The 16,684-nt window shown below is 65.1% G+C and carries 15 protein-coding genes; 1 reads left to right on the forward strand and 14 read right to left on the reverse strand.

The annotated features are described in order from the left end of the window. Window positions 1-4: 4 nt before the first annotated feature. The 9 genes from E8E91_RS28945 to hutC form a co-directional block, all read right to left on the reverse strand. Window positions 5-835 carry a glycine betaine/L-proline ABC transporter ATP-binding protein gene (locus tag E8E91_RS28945; RefSeq protein ID WP_280380715.1) on the reverse strand — a complete coding sequence of 277 codons (831 nt, stop codon included), beginning with the start codon at window positions 833-835 and terminating at the stop codon, window positions 5-7. After that, window positions 832-1,683, reverse strand: a complete 852-nt coding sequence (locus E8E91_RS28950; RefSeq protein ID WP_280380717.1) for a proline/glycine betaine ABC transporter permease — start codon at window positions 1,681-1,683, stop codon at window positions 832-834. Before E8E91_RS28950 ends, E8E91_RS28945 begins: the two co-directional genes overlap by 4 nt. Before the next feature lie 73 nt (window positions 1,684-1,756). Continuing rightward, window positions 1,757-2,725, reverse strand: a complete 969-nt coding sequence (locus E8E91_RS28955) for an ABC transporter substrate-binding protein (protein ID WP_280370252.1) — start codon at window positions 2,723-2,725, stop codon at window positions 1,757-1,759. Window positions 2,726-2,933: 208 nt separating this feature from the next. Next, entirely contained in the window at window positions 2,934-4,463 is a 1,530-nt protein-coding gene (gene hutH / locus E8E91_RS28960) for a histidine ammonia-lyase (protein ID WP_280380719.1), read from the reverse strand. Window positions 4,464-4,574: 111 nt separating this feature from the next. Beyond that, the gene (locus E8E91_RS28965) at window positions 4,575-6,020 is read right to left on the reverse strand and encodes a cytosine permease (RefSeq protein ID WP_280380721.1); all 1,446 of its coding nucleotides are present in this window, start codon (window positions 6,018-6,020) and stop codon (window positions 4,575-4,577) included. A gap of 167 nt (window positions 6,021-6,187) precedes the next feature. After that, window positions 6,188-7,858 (reverse strand): urocanate hydratase, encoded by a 1,671-nt coding sequence (gene hutU, locus E8E91_RS28970; protein WP_280380722.1) that lies wholly within the window; start codon window positions 7,856-7,858, stop codon window positions 6,188-6,190. A gap of 291 nt (window positions 7,859-8,149) precedes the next feature. Next, window positions 8,150-9,157 carry an ABC transporter substrate-binding protein gene (locus tag E8E91_RS28975; RefSeq protein ID WP_280370246.1) on the reverse strand — a complete coding sequence of 336 codons (1,008 nt, stop codon included), beginning with the start codon at window positions 9,155-9,157 and terminating at the stop codon, window positions 8,150-8,152. 149 nt (window positions 9,158-9,306) lie between these two features. Next, entirely contained in the window at window positions 9,307-9,891 is a 585-nt protein-coding gene (locus E8E91_RS28980; protein ID WP_280380724.1) for a HutD family protein, read from the reverse strand. Then, complete coding sequence (gene hutC / locus E8E91_RS28985; RefSeq protein ID WP_280380726.1) at window positions 9,888-10,640, reverse strand: histidine utilization repressor; 753 nt, start codon at window positions 10,638-10,640, stop codon at window positions 9,888-9,890. The genes E8E91_RS28980 and hutC overlap by 4 nt, the downstream gene beginning before the upstream one ends. A 193-nt stretch (window positions 10,641-10,833) precedes the next feature. On the opposite strand from hutC, the gene E8E91_RS28990 reads away from it, so the two are divergent. Continuing rightward, the gene (locus E8E91_RS28990) at window positions 10,834-12,198 is read left to right on the forward strand and encodes a formimidoylglutamate deiminase (RefSeq protein WP_280380728.1); all 1,365 of its coding nucleotides are present in this window, start codon (window positions 10,834-10,836) and stop codon (window positions 12,196-12,198) included. A 139-nt stretch (window positions 12,199-12,337) separates the two neighbouring features. Here E8E91_RS28990 and E8E91_RS28995 read toward each other — a convergent pair whose 3' ends face one another. The 5 genes from E8E91_RS28995 to E8E91_RS29015 form a co-directional block, all read right to left on the reverse strand. Further along, the gene (locus tag E8E91_RS28995) at window positions 12,338-12,907 is read right to left on the reverse strand and encodes a lipocalin family protein (protein WP_280380730.1); all 570 of its coding nucleotides are present in this window, start codon (window positions 12,905-12,907) and stop codon (window positions 12,338-12,340) included. Next, the gene (gene bamE / locus E8E91_RS29000) at window positions 12,904-13,158 is read right to left on the reverse strand and encodes an outer membrane protein assembly factor BamE (RefSeq protein WP_280380732.1); all 255 of its coding nucleotides are present in this window, start codon (window positions 13,156-13,158) and stop codon (window positions 12,904-12,906) included. Before bamE ends, E8E91_RS28995 begins: the two co-directional genes overlap by 4 nt. A 69-nt stretch (window positions 13,159-13,227) precedes the next feature. Then, window positions 13,228-13,827, reverse strand: coding sequence for a DUF924 family protein (locus tag E8E91_RS29005; RefSeq protein ID WP_280380733.1), 600 nt, complete (start codon window positions 13,825-13,827; stop codon window positions 13,228-13,230). A 3-nt stretch (window positions 13,828-13,830) separates the two neighbouring features. Then, entirely contained in the window at window positions 13,831-14,841 is a 1,011-nt protein-coding gene (locus E8E91_RS29010; RefSeq protein ID WP_280380736.1) for a class 1 fructose-bisphosphatase, read from the reverse strand. Between the two features lie 155 nt (window positions 14,842-14,996). Further along, window positions 14,997-16,646, reverse strand: coding sequence for a histidine kinase N-terminal 7TM domain-containing protein (locus E8E91_RS29015; RefSeq protein ID WP_280380738.1), 1,650 nt, complete (start codon window positions 16,644-16,646; stop codon window positions 14,997-14,999). Window positions 16,647-16,684 lie beyond the last annotated feature (38 nt).

A 16,684-nucleotide genomic window follows, 5' to 3' on the forward strand; every position in this document is an offset into this window, starting at 1 on the left:
TTCCTTACAGATTGGCCACGCGGCGCTGGACGAAGCGATCGACATAGTCGTCAGCCGGCTGGTGGAGGATCTCTTTCGGCGTACCGACCTGGATCAGTTGGCCGTCCTTGAGGATGGCGATGCGGTTGCCGATGCGCACGGCCTCGTCGAGGTCATGGGTGATGAAGACAATGGTTTTCTGCAGGGTCTTCTGCAGCTCCAGCAACTGTTCCTGCATGTCGGCACGGATCAGCGGGTCGAGGGCGCTGAAGGCTTCGTCCATGAGGATGATGTCGGTGTCCGAGGCCAGTGCCCGGGCCAGGCCGACGCGCTGGCGCATGCCGCCGGAGAGCTGGTGCGGGTAGGACTTCTCGTAGCCCTTCAGGCCCACGGTGGTGATCCAGTGCTGGGCGCGCTCCAGGCAATATTCCTTGGTCTCGCCGCGCACCTTGAGGCCGTAGGCAACGTTGTCGATCACCGACTTGTGCGGCAGCAGGCCGAAGCTCTGGAACACCATGCTGATCTTCTTGCGGCGGAATTCGCGCAGCTGCTCCATGTCGTAGCGCAGGATGTCCTCGCCATCGACCAGGATCTGCCCGCTGGTGGGGTCGATCAGGCGGTTGAAGTGACGCACCAGGGTGGACTTGCCGGAACCGGACAGGCCCATGATCACGAAGATCTCGCCGGCGCCGATGGACAGCGACAGGTCGTTGACCCCGACCACGCAGCCGGTGTTGGACAGCACGTCCGCCTTGCTCTTGCCCTGCTGGATCAGCGCCAGGGCTTCGTCGGCGCGCTGGCCGAAGATCTTGAATACGTTCTTGACGACGATCTTGCTCATGTTCTCGCCACTCATTTGCTGGCTGCGTGCCGCGAACGGCCGTAAGCCTGGGTGATGCGGTCGAAGACCACGGCCAGGATGACGATGGCCAGGCCCGCTTCGAGGCCCTTGCCGACGTTGAGGGTCTGGATGCCCACCAGGACGTCCTCGCCGAGACCACGGGCGCCGATCATGGACGCGATCACCACCATCGACAGGGCCATCATGGTGGTCTGGTTGATGCCGGCCATGATGCTCGGCATCGCCAGCGGCAACTGCACACCGAACAACTGCTGCCAGCGGTTGGCGCCGAAGGCGTTGATGGCTTCCATCACCTCGCCGTCCACCTGGCGGATGCCGAGGTCGGTGAGGCGGATCAGCGGCGGCGCGGCGTAGATCACGGTGGCGAAGATGGCCGGTACCTTGCCCAGGCCGAAGAGCATCAGCACCGGGATCAGGTACACGAAGCTGGGCATGGTCTGCATGATGTCCAGCAGCGGCATCAGCACCGCACGCAGGCGGTCGCTGCGGGCCGCGAGGATTCCCAGCGGAATGCCGATCAGCACCGAGATGAAGGTGGCCACCAGCATCAGCGCGACGGTCTGCATCAGCTTGTCCCAGAGGCCGACGGCGCCCACCAGGAACAACAGGCCGGTGATCACCACCGTCGGCAGGATGCGCCGGGTGGCATGCCAGGTAATCCCGGCGACCACGATCAGCACCAGCCACCAGGGCGTGGCACGCAGCAGGCCTTCGAGGTAGACGATGGCGTAGAGCAGGGTGTCGGAGATGTGGCGGAACACGTCGCCGTAGTTGGTCACCAGGCTGTCGACCCAGCCGTTGACCCAATCGGCGATGGAAAAGGTGAAGCGTTCAGGGAACATGGCTCGCTCCGGTCAGGTGGTGAACCCGCTCCTCCGTCCGAGGAGCGGGCCGTGATAGGGGACTGCCCCAGCCTCAGAGGGCGGCTTCGATCTTCTTCGCCGCGTCTTCGCTAACCCAGGCGCGCCACACTTCCGGGTGTTCCTTGAGGAAGACCTTGGCCAGGTCCGCCGAATCCATCTTCTCTTTGGCCATCTTCGCCAGGTTCTGGTTCAGCAGGTCGATCGGCAGGTTGACCTTCTCCAGCACGGCCACCAGTTCCGGGGCCTCGTCATGGAAGGTCTTGGACAGGCCGACCTGGATGGTCACGCTCTTGTCCACGCCGGGCTTCTCCTCCAGCTTGACCAGATCGGCCTGACCCATCAGCGGCGTCGGCGACCAGTAATAGAAAAGGATAGGCTCGCCACGGCGATAGCTCGACAACACGGCCGCATCCAGGGCCGGGCCGGTGCCGGGGCGGAAGTTGGTGAACTTCTCTTCCAGGCCATAGCTCTTCAGCATTTCGGAGTTGTCCAGCTCGCAGGTCCAGCCGGCCGGGCAGTTGTAGAAGCGGCCCTTGCCCGGCTCCTCCGGATCGCGGAACAGTTCGGCGTACTGGCCAAGGTCGGCGATGGCCTTGAGCTGCGGCGCCTTGGCCTCGATGCCACGCTTGGCGTCGCCCTCGATCACATAACGCGGCACGTACCAGCCTTCGGTGGCGCCGACTATCGGTGCGCCCACGCCCACCACCTTGCCGGCGGTGGCGGCCTTGTTCCAGGCGTCGCTACGGCCGATCCATTCCTCGGCGAAAATCTGGATATCGTTGTTGCCCAGGGCCTGCTCCATGGTGATGGAGTTGCCCGGCAGGCTGTCGGTCTCGCAGCCGTAACCGTTCTTCAGCACCAGTTGCAGCACGTCGGTGAGCAGCATGCCGCTTTCCCAGTTGAGTCCGGCGAACTTCACCGGCTTGCCGGATTCGCACCAGCCCGCCGCCTGGGCGGAAGCCGCTCCAGCCAGCAGACCCGCCGCACACATCAGGCTCAACACTCGCTTCTTGAATTGCATGTTCCGACGCTCCTGAAACTTGGTAAGGGGTTAAGGCAGTTCGTTCATCGACAGAAGCCGGTTGTGCCGGCTTCCGGTGCCAGTGACTGGCAATTGTTGTTTTGACGACCGGAACGACTCGTGATCGTCCCGGGTACCTCAAGCAGTTGCGGTCTTCCCGACCTGGACGGGACGCTAGCGCCCCACCCTCCCGCTCCTTACTTCAGGTTCACAGGCTCGGCAGCAGCTTTGCCGGGACCAGCGCGTTCAGGCAGCCGCTGGCCAGCAGGTCGCTTGCCGTCTCGATATCCGGGGCGAAGAAGCGGTCCTCCTGGTAGTAGGAGACCTTGGCGCGCAGCAGGCCGCGAGCTTCTTCCAGCTTCGGCGAACTCTTCAGGCCGGTACGGAAGTCCAGGCCCTGGCAGGCACCCAGCCATTCGATGGCGAGGATGCCGCGCACGTTTTCCGCCATGGCCCAGAGACGCTTGCCGGCGTTCGGCGCCATCGACACGTGGTCTTCCTGGTTGGCCGAAGTAGGCAGGCTGTCAACGCTGGCCGGGTGAGCCAGCGCCTTGTTGTCGCTGGCCAGGGCGGCGGCGGTGACCTGGGCGATCATGAAGCCGGAGTTGACCCCACCGTTTTCCACCAGGAAGGGCGGCAGCTGGGACATGTGCATGTCCATCATCAGCGAGATACGGCGCTCGGACAGCGAGCCGATCTCGGCGATGGCCAGGGCGATGTTGTCGGCGGCCATGGCCACCGGCTCGGCGTGGAAGTTGCCGCCGGAAATCACATCGCCCTCTTCGGCGAACACCAGCGGGTTGTCCGAGACCGCGTTGGATTCGATCTCCAGCACCTCGGCAGCCTGGCGCAACTGGGTCAGGCAGGCGCCCATGACTTGCGGCTGGCAGCGCAGGGAGTACGGGTCCTGCACCTTGTCGCACTTCTCGTGCGAGCGGGCGATTTCGCTGCTGGCGGTGAGCAGTTCACGGTAGGCGGCCGCCACGTCGATCTGGCCGCGCTGGCCACGGGCGGCATGGATGCGCGCATCGAAGGGTGCGCGGGAACCGAGCATGGCTTCGACACTGAGACCGCCGCAGACGGTGGCGCCGGCAAACAGATCTTCGGCCTCGAACAGGCCACGCAGGGCGTAGGCAGTGGAAACCTGGGTGCCGTTGAGCAGGGCCAGACCCTCCTTCGCGGCCAAAGTCAGCGGCTCAAGCCCGGCGACGGCCAGCGCCTCGGTGGCCGGCAGCCACTGGCCCTTGTGGCGCGCCTTGCTTTCGCCAAGCAGCAGCAGGGACATGTGCGCGAGCGGCGCCAGGTCGCCGGAGGCGCCTACCGAGCCCTTCAGCGGGATATGCGGGTAGACCTCGGCGTTGATCAGGGCGATCAGCGCGTCGATCACCTTGCGACGGATGCCGGAGAACCCACGCGCCAGGCTGTTCACCTTGAGCAGCATGATCAGACGCACCATGGCGTCATCCAGCGCTTCGCCGACACCGGCAGCGTGGGACAGCACCAGCGAACGCTGCAGCTTTTCCAGGTCGGCCGGGGCGATGCGGGTCGAAGCCAGCAGGCCGAAGCCGGTGTTAATGCCGTAGGCGGTACGGCCTTCGGAAACGATGCTCTCGACGCAGGCAACGCTGGCGTCGATGGCTTTGCCGGCGCTGGCATCCAGGGTCAGCCGCAGAGGCTGCTGGTACACCTTGCGCAGGTCGGCCAGGGTCAGTTGGCCGGGTTTCAGATTCATATTCATCGAGGTTCTCCTTGGCCGCTTTTCGGCCTTGTCCGCCGCCGCCTTCCGCTGGCGACGTGCTTTAAAAAGTGGAGGCGGCGATCACCCCGCCTCCGGTTTCGAATTCCCGACTCAAGCGCCGTTGGCCGCCTTGTTCAGGTTCATGGATTCCGCCGGTAGCACCATGTGCTCCGGCACCGACCGGGCACTGCGGCGAGCGACCAGGTAGTAGAGGACGCTGGGCACGACCAGGCCGATGATCCAGGAGATATCAACGCCGCCCAGGTGCGCCACCATGGGCCCTGTGTAGAGCTTGGTAGAGATGAAGGGCATCTGCACCAGCACGCCGATGGTGTAGACGATGATGCCCGGCATGTTCCAGCGGCCGTAGCGACCATTGGGGTCGGACAGTGCCGGTACGTCATAGCGTTCCTTCGTGATGAAGTAGTAGTCCACCAGGTTCACCGCGCTCCACGGCGTGAAGAAGGCCAGCAGGAACAGGATGAAGGACTTGAACGCGCCCAGGAACGAATGCTGGCCGAGCAGCGCAACCAAGGTGGAGGCGCCCACGATGCCCAGCACGAAGCACAGGCGCTGGGCGCGCGACACTTCGATATGCCCACGGAAGCCACTGATGATGGTGGCGATGCACATGAAACTGCCGTAGGAGTTCAGGGTGGAGATGGTCACCTTGCCGAAGGCGATGCTGAAGTACAGCAGCGCAGCGACGGCGCCGGTGCTGCCCAGACCGACGATGTAGGCCACCTCGCGGCCGGCGAACTGACCGTTGGCCATGGCCGCGGCAAACACCCCGAGCACCATGGCGACCTGGGCTCCGATCACCGAGCCAAGGCCGGCGGCGAGGAAGGTCTTCACCGATGAGGTGCCACTGGGCAGGTAGCGCGAGTAGTCAGCCACGTAAGGGCCGTAGGCGATCTGCCAGGACGCTGCGAGGGATACCGCGAGCAGGAAGCTGGACCAGCTGAAATGACGGTTCTGCAGCAGCTCGCTGATGTCGCTCAGGACCATCACACGACTGAACAGGTAGATGAACGCGATGATGCCGAGCACGCTGGCGATGCGGCCGATGTAGTGGATCACGCGGTAGCCGAACGCGGTGGCCAGGACGATCACAGCCGCGAAGATGAGGATGCCGGCGCTATCACTGACACTCAGCAGCTGGCCGATGGCCTGGCCGGAAAGCACGGTGCCGGTGGCGGTGAAGCCGAGGTACATCAGGCACACCAGGACGATCGGGATGGCGGCGCCATAAACACCGAACTGCACCCGGCTGGAGATCATCTGCGGCAGACCGAGCTTGGGGCCTTGGGCCGCGTGCAGCGCCATCACGGCGCCGCCGAACAATTGGCCGATGAACAGGCCGATCAGCGACCAGAACACGTCGCCGCCCAGCACCACGGCCAGTGCGCCGGTGACGATGGCGGTGATCTGCAGGTTGGCGCCCAGCCACAAAGTGAACTGGCTGTAGAGGCGACCATGGCGCTCGGCCTCGGGAATGTAATCAATCGAGCGGCGTTCGATCAGGGGCTTGGCCGAAGGCTCGTGGGACTGGGTCATCTAACTGTTCTCCGATACGGCTGTAGTGACGATCTCTTGTTGTTATCCGTGTGCAGATTCGAGAACTGTCTTGCCTGCGTGGCGCTCTGCGGCGCCTCCATTGCGGGCGTAGGGCCCATGCGCAAGGCTCCTATCCTGGAGCTGACATCTGCGCATGGGCCTCGACCTCAGCGTTTGCCGGTGATCATCGGCAGGTTCAGGCCCTGTTCCTTGGCGCAGTCGATGGCGATCTGGTAACCGGCGTCGGCATGACGCATCACGCCGGTGCCAGGGTCGTTGGTCAGCACGCGGGCGATGCGCGCGGCGGCTTCATCAGTGCCGTCGCAAACGATCACCATGCCCGAATGCTGGGAGAAGCCCATGCCTACACCGCCGCCGTGGTGCAGCGACACCCAGGTGGCACCGCTGGCGGTGTTCAGCAGGGCATTGAGCAGCGGCCAGTCGGAAACGGCATCGGAACCGTCCTGCATGGCTTCGGTTTCGCGGTTCGGACTGGATACCGAGCCGGAGTCCAGGTGGTCACGGCCGATGACGATGGGCGCGGACAGTTCGCCGCTGCGGACCATTTCGTTGAAAGCCAGGCCGAGCTTGGCGCGCAGGCCCAGGCCGACCCAGCAGATACGTGCCGGCAGGCCCTGGAAGCTGATGCGCTCGCGGGCCATGTCCAGCCAGCGGTGCAGGTGGGCGTCGTCCGGGATCAGTTCCTTGACCTTGGCGTCGGTCTTGTAGATGTCCTGCGGATCACCGGACAGGGCAGCCCAGCGGAACGGGCCGATGCCGCGGCAGAACAGCGGACGGATGTAGGCCGGAACGAAGCCGGGGAAGTCGAAAGCGTTGGCCACGCCCTCTTCCTTGGCCATCTGGCGGATGTTGTTGCCGTAGTCGAAGGTCGGGACGCCAGCCTTCTGGAAGTCCAGCATGGCCTGTACGTGCACGGCCATGGACTGCTTGGCGGCCTTGACCACTGCAGCCGGCTCGGTCTGAGCGCGGTCGCGGTACTGTTCCCAGGTCCAGCCGATCGGCAGGTAACCGTTCAGCGGATCGTGGGCGCTGGTCTGGTCAGTGACCATGTCCGGGCGTACGCCACGGCGCACCAGCTCCGGCAGGATTTCAGCAGCGTTGCCCAGCAGGGCGATGGAGATGGCCTTGCCCTCGCTGGTGTACTTGGCGATGCGCGCCAGGGCGTCGTCCAGGTCGGTGGCCTGCTCGTCGACATAGCGGCTGCGCAGACGGAAATCGATGCTGGTCTGCTGGCATTCGATGTTCAGCGAGCAGGCGCCGGCCAGGGTCGCGGCCAGGGGCTGGGCGCCACCCATGCCGCCGAGGCCCGCAGTCAGGACCCACTTGCCGGTCAGGTTGCCGTTGTAGTGCTGGCGGCCAGCCTCGACGAAGGTTTCATAGGTGCCCTGGACGATGCCCTGGCTGCCGATGTAGATCCAGCTGCCGGCGGTCATCTGGCCGTACATGGCCAGGCCCTTGGCGTCCAGCTCGTTGAAGTGTTCCCAGGTGGCCCAATGCGGCACCAGGTTGGAGTTGGCGATCAGCACGCGCGGGGCGTTGGCGTGGGTCTTGAACACGCCGACCGGCTTGCCGGACTGCACCAGCAGGGTTTCGTCTTCGTTCAGCTCTTTCAGGGTCTCGACGATCTTGTCGTAGCACTCCCAGTTGCGCGCCGCGCGACCGATGCCGCCGTAGACCACCAGTTCCTTCGGGTTCTCCGCTACCTCGGGGTCGAGGTTGTTCATCAGCATGCGCAGCGGCGCTTCGGTCAGCCAGCTCTTGGCGTTCAGCTTGTTGCCACGCGGGGCGCGGATTTCGGTGTCACGGAATTTGGTCATGCCTGGCTCCTCGTAGGGTGGTAGCGGTGGGCAGCGTTACTGCCTGACTGCGCGGGAAAAGCAGCGCACATCTGCACACATATAAACTTGTACATACAAGCATATGCAAGCAAGGGGCCAAATCCTCATGGGCAATTGGCAAAGGCAGGGAAAAGCCCGGTGGAACAAGGGCTTCCACCATGAAGATGTATAGACAAGTAAAGCAGGGGGGAGAGACGAACGCTGTTACCGCACACCAGAAATGCCCGCTTTCGAAGCGGGCGCGCGCCGAAGTGGGGCCTTAGGTAACAGTCACTTCAGGGAAGCATCGAGATGCTGGGCGACATCCGCGGGCACCCAGGTCGACCATATTTCCCGGTGCTCACGGAAGAAGGCATCTGCCACGGGACCCGCATCAGCGTGCTCCTCGGACATCCGCGCGAGGATGCCGTTGAACAGCGGCAGCGGGATTTCCACCTTCGAGAACGCCTGAACCAACGCCGGCGCCTTCTCGCGCAGATCGCGGGAAACACCGATGGAGATCTTCGCCGGCAACGAACGGGTGCCGATGGGCTTCGGGTTGTTGGGGTCGATCAGGGTTTCCCAGGCCTTCTGGTCGAAGGGGGGCTCCTCCAGCTGCACCAGCTTGTAGCGCCCCATCAGCGGGGTCGGCGACCAGTAGTAGAAGAGAATCGGCTGCTGCTGGCGGATCGCCGAACTGATGGCCGCATCCAGCGCCGGACCGGTGCCGGTGCGGAAGTTCACGTAGCTGTCCTCCAGGCCATAAGCCTTGAGTTTCTGGCTGTTGACCCCTTCGCAGGTCCAGCCGGTGGGGCAATTGTAGAAACGGCCCTTGCCGGGTGATTCAGGATCCTTGAACAGCGCCTTGAAGCGCGGCAGGTCGCTGACCGAGCGCAGCCCGGCAGCGGGCGCGCCCTCCCCTTTCACCAGGTATTCCGGCACCCACCAGCCCTCGGTGGCGCCCTTCACCGGCTCGCCGACGGCGAAGACTTCACCGGCCGCTTCGGCCTTGCGCCACAGCTCGCTGCGCCCGGCCCACTGCTCGGCGATTACCTGGATATCGTTCTGCCGCAGCGCGTTTTCCATGGTCAGGGTGTTACCGGGCAGCACGTCGGTCTTGCAGCCGTAACCCTTCTCCAGCAGCACCCGCAGTACTTCGGTGGCGAACATGCCGCTTTCCCAGTTCAACCCGGCCAGCACCACGGGCTTGGGATAAGGGCATTCGGCGGCCTCAGCTTCCAGCGAAGCCGGGAGGACCAGGGACAGGACGATGGCAGCGAGAACGCTGTGGCGGGGCATGGAAGGCTCCGGTAGGCGTGACGGGCGACAGGATTAGGTGTAGACCCTGTGGCGCCAATATGCCCGCTTACGGAGCGGAGGAGAGGCTTCTGATGTGGGAGCGAATTTATTCGCGAATGAATTCGCTCCCACAGGAAAGGCAGGAGACCTTAGCGCGGCGTCAACTCGATCAGGCAGCAGGCGCCCGTGCCATCCAGCTTCAGCTCGGCCAGTGCGCCGGTGGTTTCCAGATGCAGGCAGTCATGTTGGCCCAGCACTTCGGAGCGCTGGCCATCAAAGGTGAGGCTGACGCCCGACTCAGCGGCGAACAGCAGCACGGTATTGGCAGAAGAAAACAGCTTGAGCCCGCCGTCCGCCCGCAGCCACTGCAGACGAGCGGAGTAACGCTTGGGCGAGTAGATGAGGTTGAAATCGCGGATCGGCCCATCGACCAGCTCGCACTGCACCGTGCTACCGCCATCGAATGCGAAGGCGTCCAGGGTGGCGAGATCGCGGGAGCGTTGGCCATCCACTTCCAGGCGCATGCCGGCGCCTTCCAGAACGGTGATCACCCGCTGATAGCCGGTGAAAGCGGAGAAGCCGCCGGACTCGCCCACATCGGCAATGGACAACCGCCAGCCGAAGCCGTCGAGTCCATCACCCGCGTCGCGGGCGATTTCCAGGGTGGAGCCCGCGCCGTTCTTCCACGGCATACGGGGGTAGTCAGCGGCACGCAGCAGGCGGGATTGGGTCATGAACCGAAACGTCCTTCGAGGCGGTAGCGGGAACCGGGGTAGAGCAGGCGCGCGCTGGTCACGGTATTGCGCCCGGACCAGGTGCGACGGCGAATCAGCAGGCAGGGCTCACCGCGCTCGATCTGCAGCAGCTTGCACTCCTCGGCGTCGGCCAGGATGGCCTCGACCACATGCTCCCCCTCGGTCAGCGGCGCTACGCTGGACAGGTAGGCGTAGGGCGTCTGGCGGGTGAAGTCCTGCTTCAGGTAGTCGGGGGCGCTCGAGGGGTTCACGTAGCGGTCCTCGATCTGCACCGGCACATCGTTCTCGAAATGCACGATGCGCGAGTGGAACACCCGCTGGCCTTCGCGCATGTCGAGCGCCAGCGCCCGCTCTGGGCCCGCCACCTCGTCGACCAGGCTGACCACCACACAGTGATGGCGATGGCCACGCTGGGCGATCTCTTCGGCGATGTTGTGCACTTCGAACAGGGCCGACTGGCCTTTAGGCTCAGCGACGAAGGTGCCCACGCCCTGCATGCGCACCAGAAAGCCTTCGGCGGTCAGCTCGCGCAGGGCGCGGTTGATGGTCATGCGGCTGAAGCCCAGCTCATTGACCAGCTCGCTCTCGGACGGCACCCGATAATGCGGCGGCCACGCGCCGCTCTGGATCTGCTGGCTGATCATCTGTTTGACGCGCGCATACAGGGGCGCAGGGGCCTCCCCTATCTGGGCGGCCAGCGAAGACGGTGCATTGGGCGAACTGGGCACGGGAAACTCCTTGTCGGCGAAGAGGCAAGACGCTGGATGGCAAACAGGCGTAGCCCCGAACCGGCTGCCCGCCTCCGGCATGTACCGGATTCGACAATTCCAGACAAGTGCGCGACTGACGTGAGTTTACGTTACCCACAAACGTCTGTATATGTATATACAAATAAAACAACCCACCCCTCGGTGCCTCATCATGTCCGCTTTCTTCGCAGAACGCGCCCTGCTGCCGCAAGGCTGGGCTCGCAATGTCCGCTTCGAAGTTTCTTCCGACGGCCTGATCAAAAAGGTGCTGGCAGATGCCAGCGGAGAAGGCGCCGAACGCCTCCAGGGGCCGGTTCTGGCGGGCATGCCGAACCTGCATTCCCATGCCTTCCAGCGCGCCATGGCCGGGCTGGCCGAGGTTGCGGGCAACCCCAATGACAGCTTCTGGACCTGGCGCGACCTGATGTACCGGCTGGTGGGCCGGCTCGACCCGGAGCAGGTGGAAGTCATCGCCCGGCAGCTCTATATCGAGATGCTCAAGGCGGGCTACACCAGCGTCGCCGAATTCCACTACGTGCACCACGATGCCGACGGTCGCCGTTACGCCGACCCGGCCGAACTCTCCCTGCGAGTCAGCCAGGCCGCCCGCGACGCCGGCATCGGCCTGACCCTGCTCCCGGTGCTCTATAGCCACGCCGGCTTTGGCGGACAGTCACCGAATGATGGGCAGCGCCGCTTCATCAACAGCACCGACAGCTACCTGGCCCTGCAGGAACGCCTGCACGCGGAAATCGCCCGCCGACCGAACCAGCAACTGGGCCTGTGCTTCCACTCGCTGCGCGCGGTGACGCCTGAACAGATCAATGCGGTTCTGGCAGCAGAACAGGGCTCGCGCCCCATCCATATCCACATCGCCGAACAGCAGAAGGAAGTGGACGACTGCCTCGCCTGGAGTGGCCGCCGGCCGTTGCAGTGGCTTTACGAGAATGCCCCGGTGGATGAGCGCTGGTGCCTGGTCCACGCCACCCACGCCGAGCCGGACGAAGTGGTCGCCATGGCGTCCAGCGGTGCCGTGGCCGGTCTGTGCCTGACCACCGAAGCCAACCTCGGCGACGGCATTTTCCCGGCGGTGGACTTCCTCGCCCGGGGCGGCCGCCTGGGTATCGGCTCCGACAGCCACGTCTCGGTGAGCGTGGTGGAAGAACTGCGCTGGCTGGAATACGGCCAGCGCCTGCGCGACCAGCGCCGCAACCGCCTCTATCGCGCCGATCAACCCCAAGTCGGCCGCACCCTGTTCGATGCGGCCCTGGCCGGCGGCGCCCAGGCCCTCGGTCAGCCCGTGGGGGCTCTGGAAGTCGGTAAGCGCGCGGACTGGCTGGTGCTGGATGGCAACGACCCCTACCTCGCTACGGCAGAGGGCGACGCCCTGCTCAACCGCTGGCTGTTCGCCGGCGGCGACCGTCAGGTACGGGATGTGATGGTAGGTGGGAATTGGGTGGTGCGCGATGGCCGGCATGCGGCCGAAGCAGAGACTGCGAAGGCCTTTGCCGGGGTGTTGCGAGAAGTCCTGCGCTGACCCGTTCCCCTCACCCCCGGCCCCTCTCCCTGAAGAGGAGAGGGGTGACTCGCGCCTGACACCGCAATGCTCACCGGCTACTCCGCGTCCATCCAGGCATTGAACCTGCCGTCGGCACGAACAAACTCCCTTCTCCCTTTCAGGGAGAGGGGGTGGGGGTGAGGGCGCTGTCCGGCGTGCGCCAGATCAGCAGGTCGGTGTCATACCCCTGCTCTTCCGCCACTTCCAGCAGTTGCTCGCGGGTCTTCTCCGACACCACCGGCGTGCGCGACAGCAGCCAGAGATACTTGCGATCCGGGTTGCCCACCACGGCGGTGCGGTAGTCATCGTCCACGTAGAGCACCCAGTACTCGCCCTTGGCTATGCCCGGCAGGAGCCGGGAAAACCAGTTGTCGAAGCGCACCCAGAGCTTGTCGGTATGACCGGCTACCTGCGGCACGGCACTACCGCTGACTTCCTTCCACTCACCATCCAGCGTGCGGCAGCGGTTCAGCACACCCAGGCTGCCGTCGTCCCGCAGGTCGTAATGGGCTTCGGACTGGGCGCAGCCGCGCTGGAAAAACATCGGCAACCGCGCCAGTTCGTACCAGGTGCCCTGATAGCGCGCGAGGTCCACTGCCTCCACCGTGCGCGGCGGAACCGGGCCCTCGCCATGGCTGGCGCAGCCGACCAGCAGCAGGGCCGCCAGCAGCGCGGCTGCACGCTTCACTTGAGCCCCTTTCCAGAGAACATCAGCACCTTCTCGCCGGCGTACTGCACGCTGACGAAGGTCTTTTCGTCGCCCCAGGTGCAGCTGGTGAAGCCAACGGCGCCGGAGCACTCGGTCGGGCTGCCGAGCAGCTGCTCCACTTCGGCCTTGGTCATGCCGGACTTGAGCTTGGAATAGTTCTCCTGGTTGAGCTTGTTGCAGGCGGCCAGCACCAGGCAGCAGGACAGGACAGCGAGGGTACGAAGGGACATGAAGCACTCCTTGGCGGATAAAACGCGACCGGCCTGTCTGAGCCGGTCGCAAGATTGTTCCATTCGATTCTAGAAGCGCGAACCGGGTTCCCGCAGGAAAGTGCTTTCTTCGTCGCTGGAAGGGCGGCCGAGAACGGCGTTGCGATGGGGAAAGCGACCGAAGCGGGCAATGACCACCCGATGGCGCTCGGAGAAATCGAGGAAGTTCTCGAACAGCGACCGCTCGGCGGCGTCGGCGCCGTCCAGCAACAGGCGGTAGCGGTACAGCGCGCGCTCCTGGCTGGCCAGGTCTTCGGCGTGCTCCAGCACCAGGTAGATGAACACCTGGCGGATCGGGCTGAGATGCCGGTCCAGGCCGCGAGCCAGGCCGTCAGCCACCAGCGCCTGGGCGCGGGCGTCGCCGGCGAAGCCACGGGGGTCGTTGCGGAAGATCATGCGCGGCAGCTGGTCCAACAGCACGACCAGCGCCAGCCAGCCATCCGGCTGTTCGGCCCAGTCGGCGAGACCGCCGTCCAGGGCCTGTTCCACCAGGCCGCCGAAGCACTCGCGGGCTTCGGCATCCTGATGGTCCTTCTTGCCGAACCACAGCCCGTGGCGCGCTGCGGCGGTCTGACTGGCGGAGGCCTCAGGTCCGAACCACCAGTCGAGCAGCGGCTGCCAGGGCTGCATGGGTTACTCCTGGTGGTAACCGGTGACGCGGGCGACTTCTTCCTTGGAACCCAGGAAGACCGGCACGCGCTGGTGCAGGGAGTTGGGCTGGATGTCGAGGATGCGCTGACGGCCGTCGGTGGAGGCGCCGCCGGCCTGCTCGATGATGAAGGACATCGGGTTGGCTTCGTACATCAGGCGCAGCTTGCCGGGCTTCTCCGGCTCACGGGCATCCCAGGGGTACATGAAGATACCGCCGCGAGTCAGGATGCGGTGCACGTCGGCCACCATGGAGGCGATCCAGCGCATGTTGTAGTTCTTGCCCAGGGCGCCTTCCTTGCCGGCCAGCATTTCGCTGACGTAGCGCTTCACCGGGGCTTCCCAGTGACGCTGGTTGGACATGTTGATGGCGAACTCGGCGGTGGTTTCCGGCACGCGGATGTTGTCGTGGGTGAGCACGAAGGAACCCAGCTCGCGATCCAGGGTGAAGCCCTTCACGCCGTCGCCCAGGGTCAGCATCAGCATGGTCTGCGGACCATAGATGGCGTAGCCGGCGGCAACCTGCTTGGTACCCGGCTGCAGGAAGGCCTGCTCATTCAGGGCGTCGTTCTGCGAGAGGTGCTGCTCAGGGCAACGCAGCACCGAGAAGATGGTGCCCACCGACACGTTGACGTCGATGTTGGAGGAGCCGTCCAGCGGGTCGAATACCAGCAGGTAGGCACCCTTGGGGTACTTGCCGGGGATCTGGTAGGCGTTGTCCATTTCCTCGGACGCCATGCCGGCCAGGTGGCCGCCCCACTCGTTGGCTTCCAGCAGGATCTCGTTGGACATCACGTCCAGCTTCTTCTGCACTTCGCCCTGCACGTTTTCGGTGCCCATGCTGCCGAGCACGCCGCCCAGCGCGCCCTTGGACACCGCATGGCTGATTTCCTTGCAGGCGCGCGCGACGACCTCGATGAGGAAGCGCAGATCGGCAGGAGTGTTGTGGCTTCGGGTCTGCTCGATCAGGTAGCGACTCAGGGTAACGCGGGACATGAAATGGCTCCGGAGGGTGGAAAAATGCGCGCAGTTTAGCGCGAGTCGTTTCGCAATGCCTCTCAGCGGGATGGAAGGCGCTGAAATGGCGGTAATGGCAGCCTGACAGGGGCTGCGAATTTATCTGACGCTGGTGTCGGCCACTGGTTCAGCCGTCAGTCGGCACCCGATGCTGCCAGTCGCTGCACCTGGTTCCGGCCGTTACGCTTGGCGTCGTACAGCGCGGCGTCTGCGACCTGCATCAGCTCCTCCAGCGTCTGCCCCTGGGCCGGCCAGACGGCCAGTCCGGCGGAGAGGGTCACCGACAGCGGCCCCTCGCGGGTGGGCAGTGGCTGGCCAGCCAGCGCCTGGCAAAGCGCCTGCAGGCGGACGAATGCCTCATCGCCGGCGGCACCGGGCAGCAGCAGGAGGAATTCTTCGCCGCCGATACGGAACACCGCATCACTGCCACGCAGGTTGCCGGTCAGGTGGATGGCCACGGCGCGCAGCACGTCGTCGCCCACCAGGTGGCCGTGACGGTCATTGAGTTGCTTGAAGTGATCGAGATCGATCAGCGCCAGGGAAATGGGTGTGCGCTCGCGCTGGCTGCGGGTCAGCTCGCGGGCGAACAGTTCGCCCAGGTGGCGGCGGTTGTAGAGGCCCGTCAGCGGGTCGCGCAGGGCTTGCTCCTGCAACTGTTCGTGCAGGCGGGTGATGGTACGCAGGCGCTCCTCGCTGGTGGCCAGCGCCTCGGCCAACTTGAGTTCGCTGCAATGCCGCTCGGTGATGTCACGCAGGTAGAGCATCTGTCCGAGGATGAAGGTACCGCTCCGGGTCACCCGCTCGATATCGCGGGAGCGCACCTCGAAATAGCGCGAGGAACTGGCCGGGATCAGCAGCATCTCCCGCCCCCCCGCCGCCAGCATCGCCTCCAGTTCCAGGCCGTAGACCGGCCATTTGGACAGGACCGTGCCCTGCCAGGACGCGGACTGCCCGGCGAGCTCCAGGGCGGCGGGGTTGGCGTCGATCACCCGGCGCTGCGGGTCGACCACCAGCACCGGGTCGGGCAGCTCCTCCAGCAGCAGGTGGCGCGCGACCGGCAGCAGGTCGAACAGGCGCACACCGAGGATCAGGCAGGCGAAGGCCACCAGGGTGAAGGCGAAGCTGAATGGCGTGGGGTCGAAGCCGAACAGGGTCCAGCCGAAGACCACATAGCTCAGGTTGGCGCCCCAGGGCACGCAGGTGACCAGAACGAAGGCCAGGTAGTGCCGCCGGTGCAGGCCGTGGCTGGCCAGGGCGGCGCGGGTCACCACGGCCAGGCAGAAGATCATGAAGACATAGACATAGATGGCCACGGCATCGAACAGCGGGCCGTGGTCATAACGAATGGCCGCGCCCGGACTGTCGTCCATCGGCAGGGTACCGGGGCCATAGAACAGCTGGTGCCAGGGGTTGCTCAGGGCCATGGCCGAGGCGACCAGCGGGCCGATGCCCAGCAGCAGGAAGCCGCGCAGCGTCAGGGGTTCACGGATGCTGTTGACGAACTGCCAGAGGAACACCGCCCAGAAGGTTGGCACGCCGATGATCCCCGGCCACGCCATGCTGGCCCAGAACACCTTGCACTGCGGCCCTTGTGCGGCAAGCTCCAGCCCCGCTGCGGCGAGCCACCAGCAGATGCCGGCATGCAGGACGATGAAGCTCTCGCGACCGGGGAAGTGGCGCTGGCGGCTCACCCAGCGCGCCATCAGGATCACCCCGATGCCGACCGCGAGGGTCAGCGCCACCGGCCAGCTGAAGCTCCAGCCACCGGCCAGGCAGGCGTTCATCGCCGGGCTCCGGGGAGCTTGGCAAGCGACAATACGGG

It is taken from the genome of Pseudomonas sp. BN515, assembly GCF_029873155.1.
In the GTDB taxonomy this organism is placed as follows: domain Bacteria; phylum Pseudomonadota; class Gammaproteobacteria; order Pseudomonadales; family Pseudomonadaceae; genus Metapseudomonas.

Bases quoted from the DNA above. Each gene is read 5' to 3' on its own strand.
- E8E91_RS28945 (WP_280380715.1), bottom strand. From the start codon at position 835: ATGAGTGGCGAGAACATGAGCAAGATCGTCGTCAAGAACGTATTCAAG.
- E8E91_RS28950 (WP_280380717.1), bottom strand. From the start codon at position 1,683: ATGTTCCCTGAACGCTTCACCTTTTCCATCGCCGATTGGGTCAACGGC.
- E8E91_RS28955 (WP_280370252.1), bottom strand. From the start codon at position 2,725: ATGCAATTCAAGAAGCGAGTGTTGAGCCTGATGTGTGCGGCGGGTCTG.
- hutH (WP_280380719.1), bottom strand. From the start codon at position 4,463: ATGAATATGAATCTGAAACCCGGCCAACTGACCCTGGCCGACCTGCGC.
- E8E91_RS28965 (WP_280380721.1), bottom strand. From the start codon at position 6,020: ATGACCCAGTCCCACGAGCCTTCGGCCAAGCCCCTGATCGAACGCCGC.
- hutU (WP_280380722.1), bottom strand. From the start codon at position 7,858: ATGACCAAATTCCGTGACACCGAAATCCGCGCCCCGCGTGGCAACAAG.
- E8E91_RS28975 (WP_280370246.1), bottom strand. From the start codon at position 9,157: ATGCCCCGCCACAGCGTTCTCGCTGCCATCGTCCTGTCCCTGGTCCTC.
- E8E91_RS28980 (WP_280380724.1), bottom strand. From the start codon at position 9,891: ATGACCCAATCCCGCCTGCTGCGTGCCGCTGACTACCCCCGTATGCCG.
- E8E91_RS28990 (WP_280380728.1), top strand. From the start codon at position 10,834: ATGTCCGCTTTCTTCGCAGAACGCGCCCTGCTGCCGCAAGGCTGGGCT.
- bamE (WP_280380732.1), bottom strand. From the start codon at position 13,158: ATGTCCCTTCGTACCCTCGCTGTCCTGTCCTGCTGCCTGGTGCTGGCC.
- E8E91_RS29005 (WP_280380733.1), bottom strand. From the start codon at position 13,827: ATGCAGCCCTGGCAGCCGCTGCTCGACTGGTGGTTCGGACCTGAGGCC.
- E8E91_RS29010 (WP_280380736.1), bottom strand. From the start codon at position 14,841: ATGTCCCGCGTTACCCTGAGTCGCTACCTGATCGAGCAGACCCGAAGC.
- E8E91_RS29015 (WP_280380738.1), bottom strand. From the start codon at position 16,646: ATGAACGCCTGCCTGGCCGGTGGCTGGAGCTTCAGCTGGCCGGTGGCG.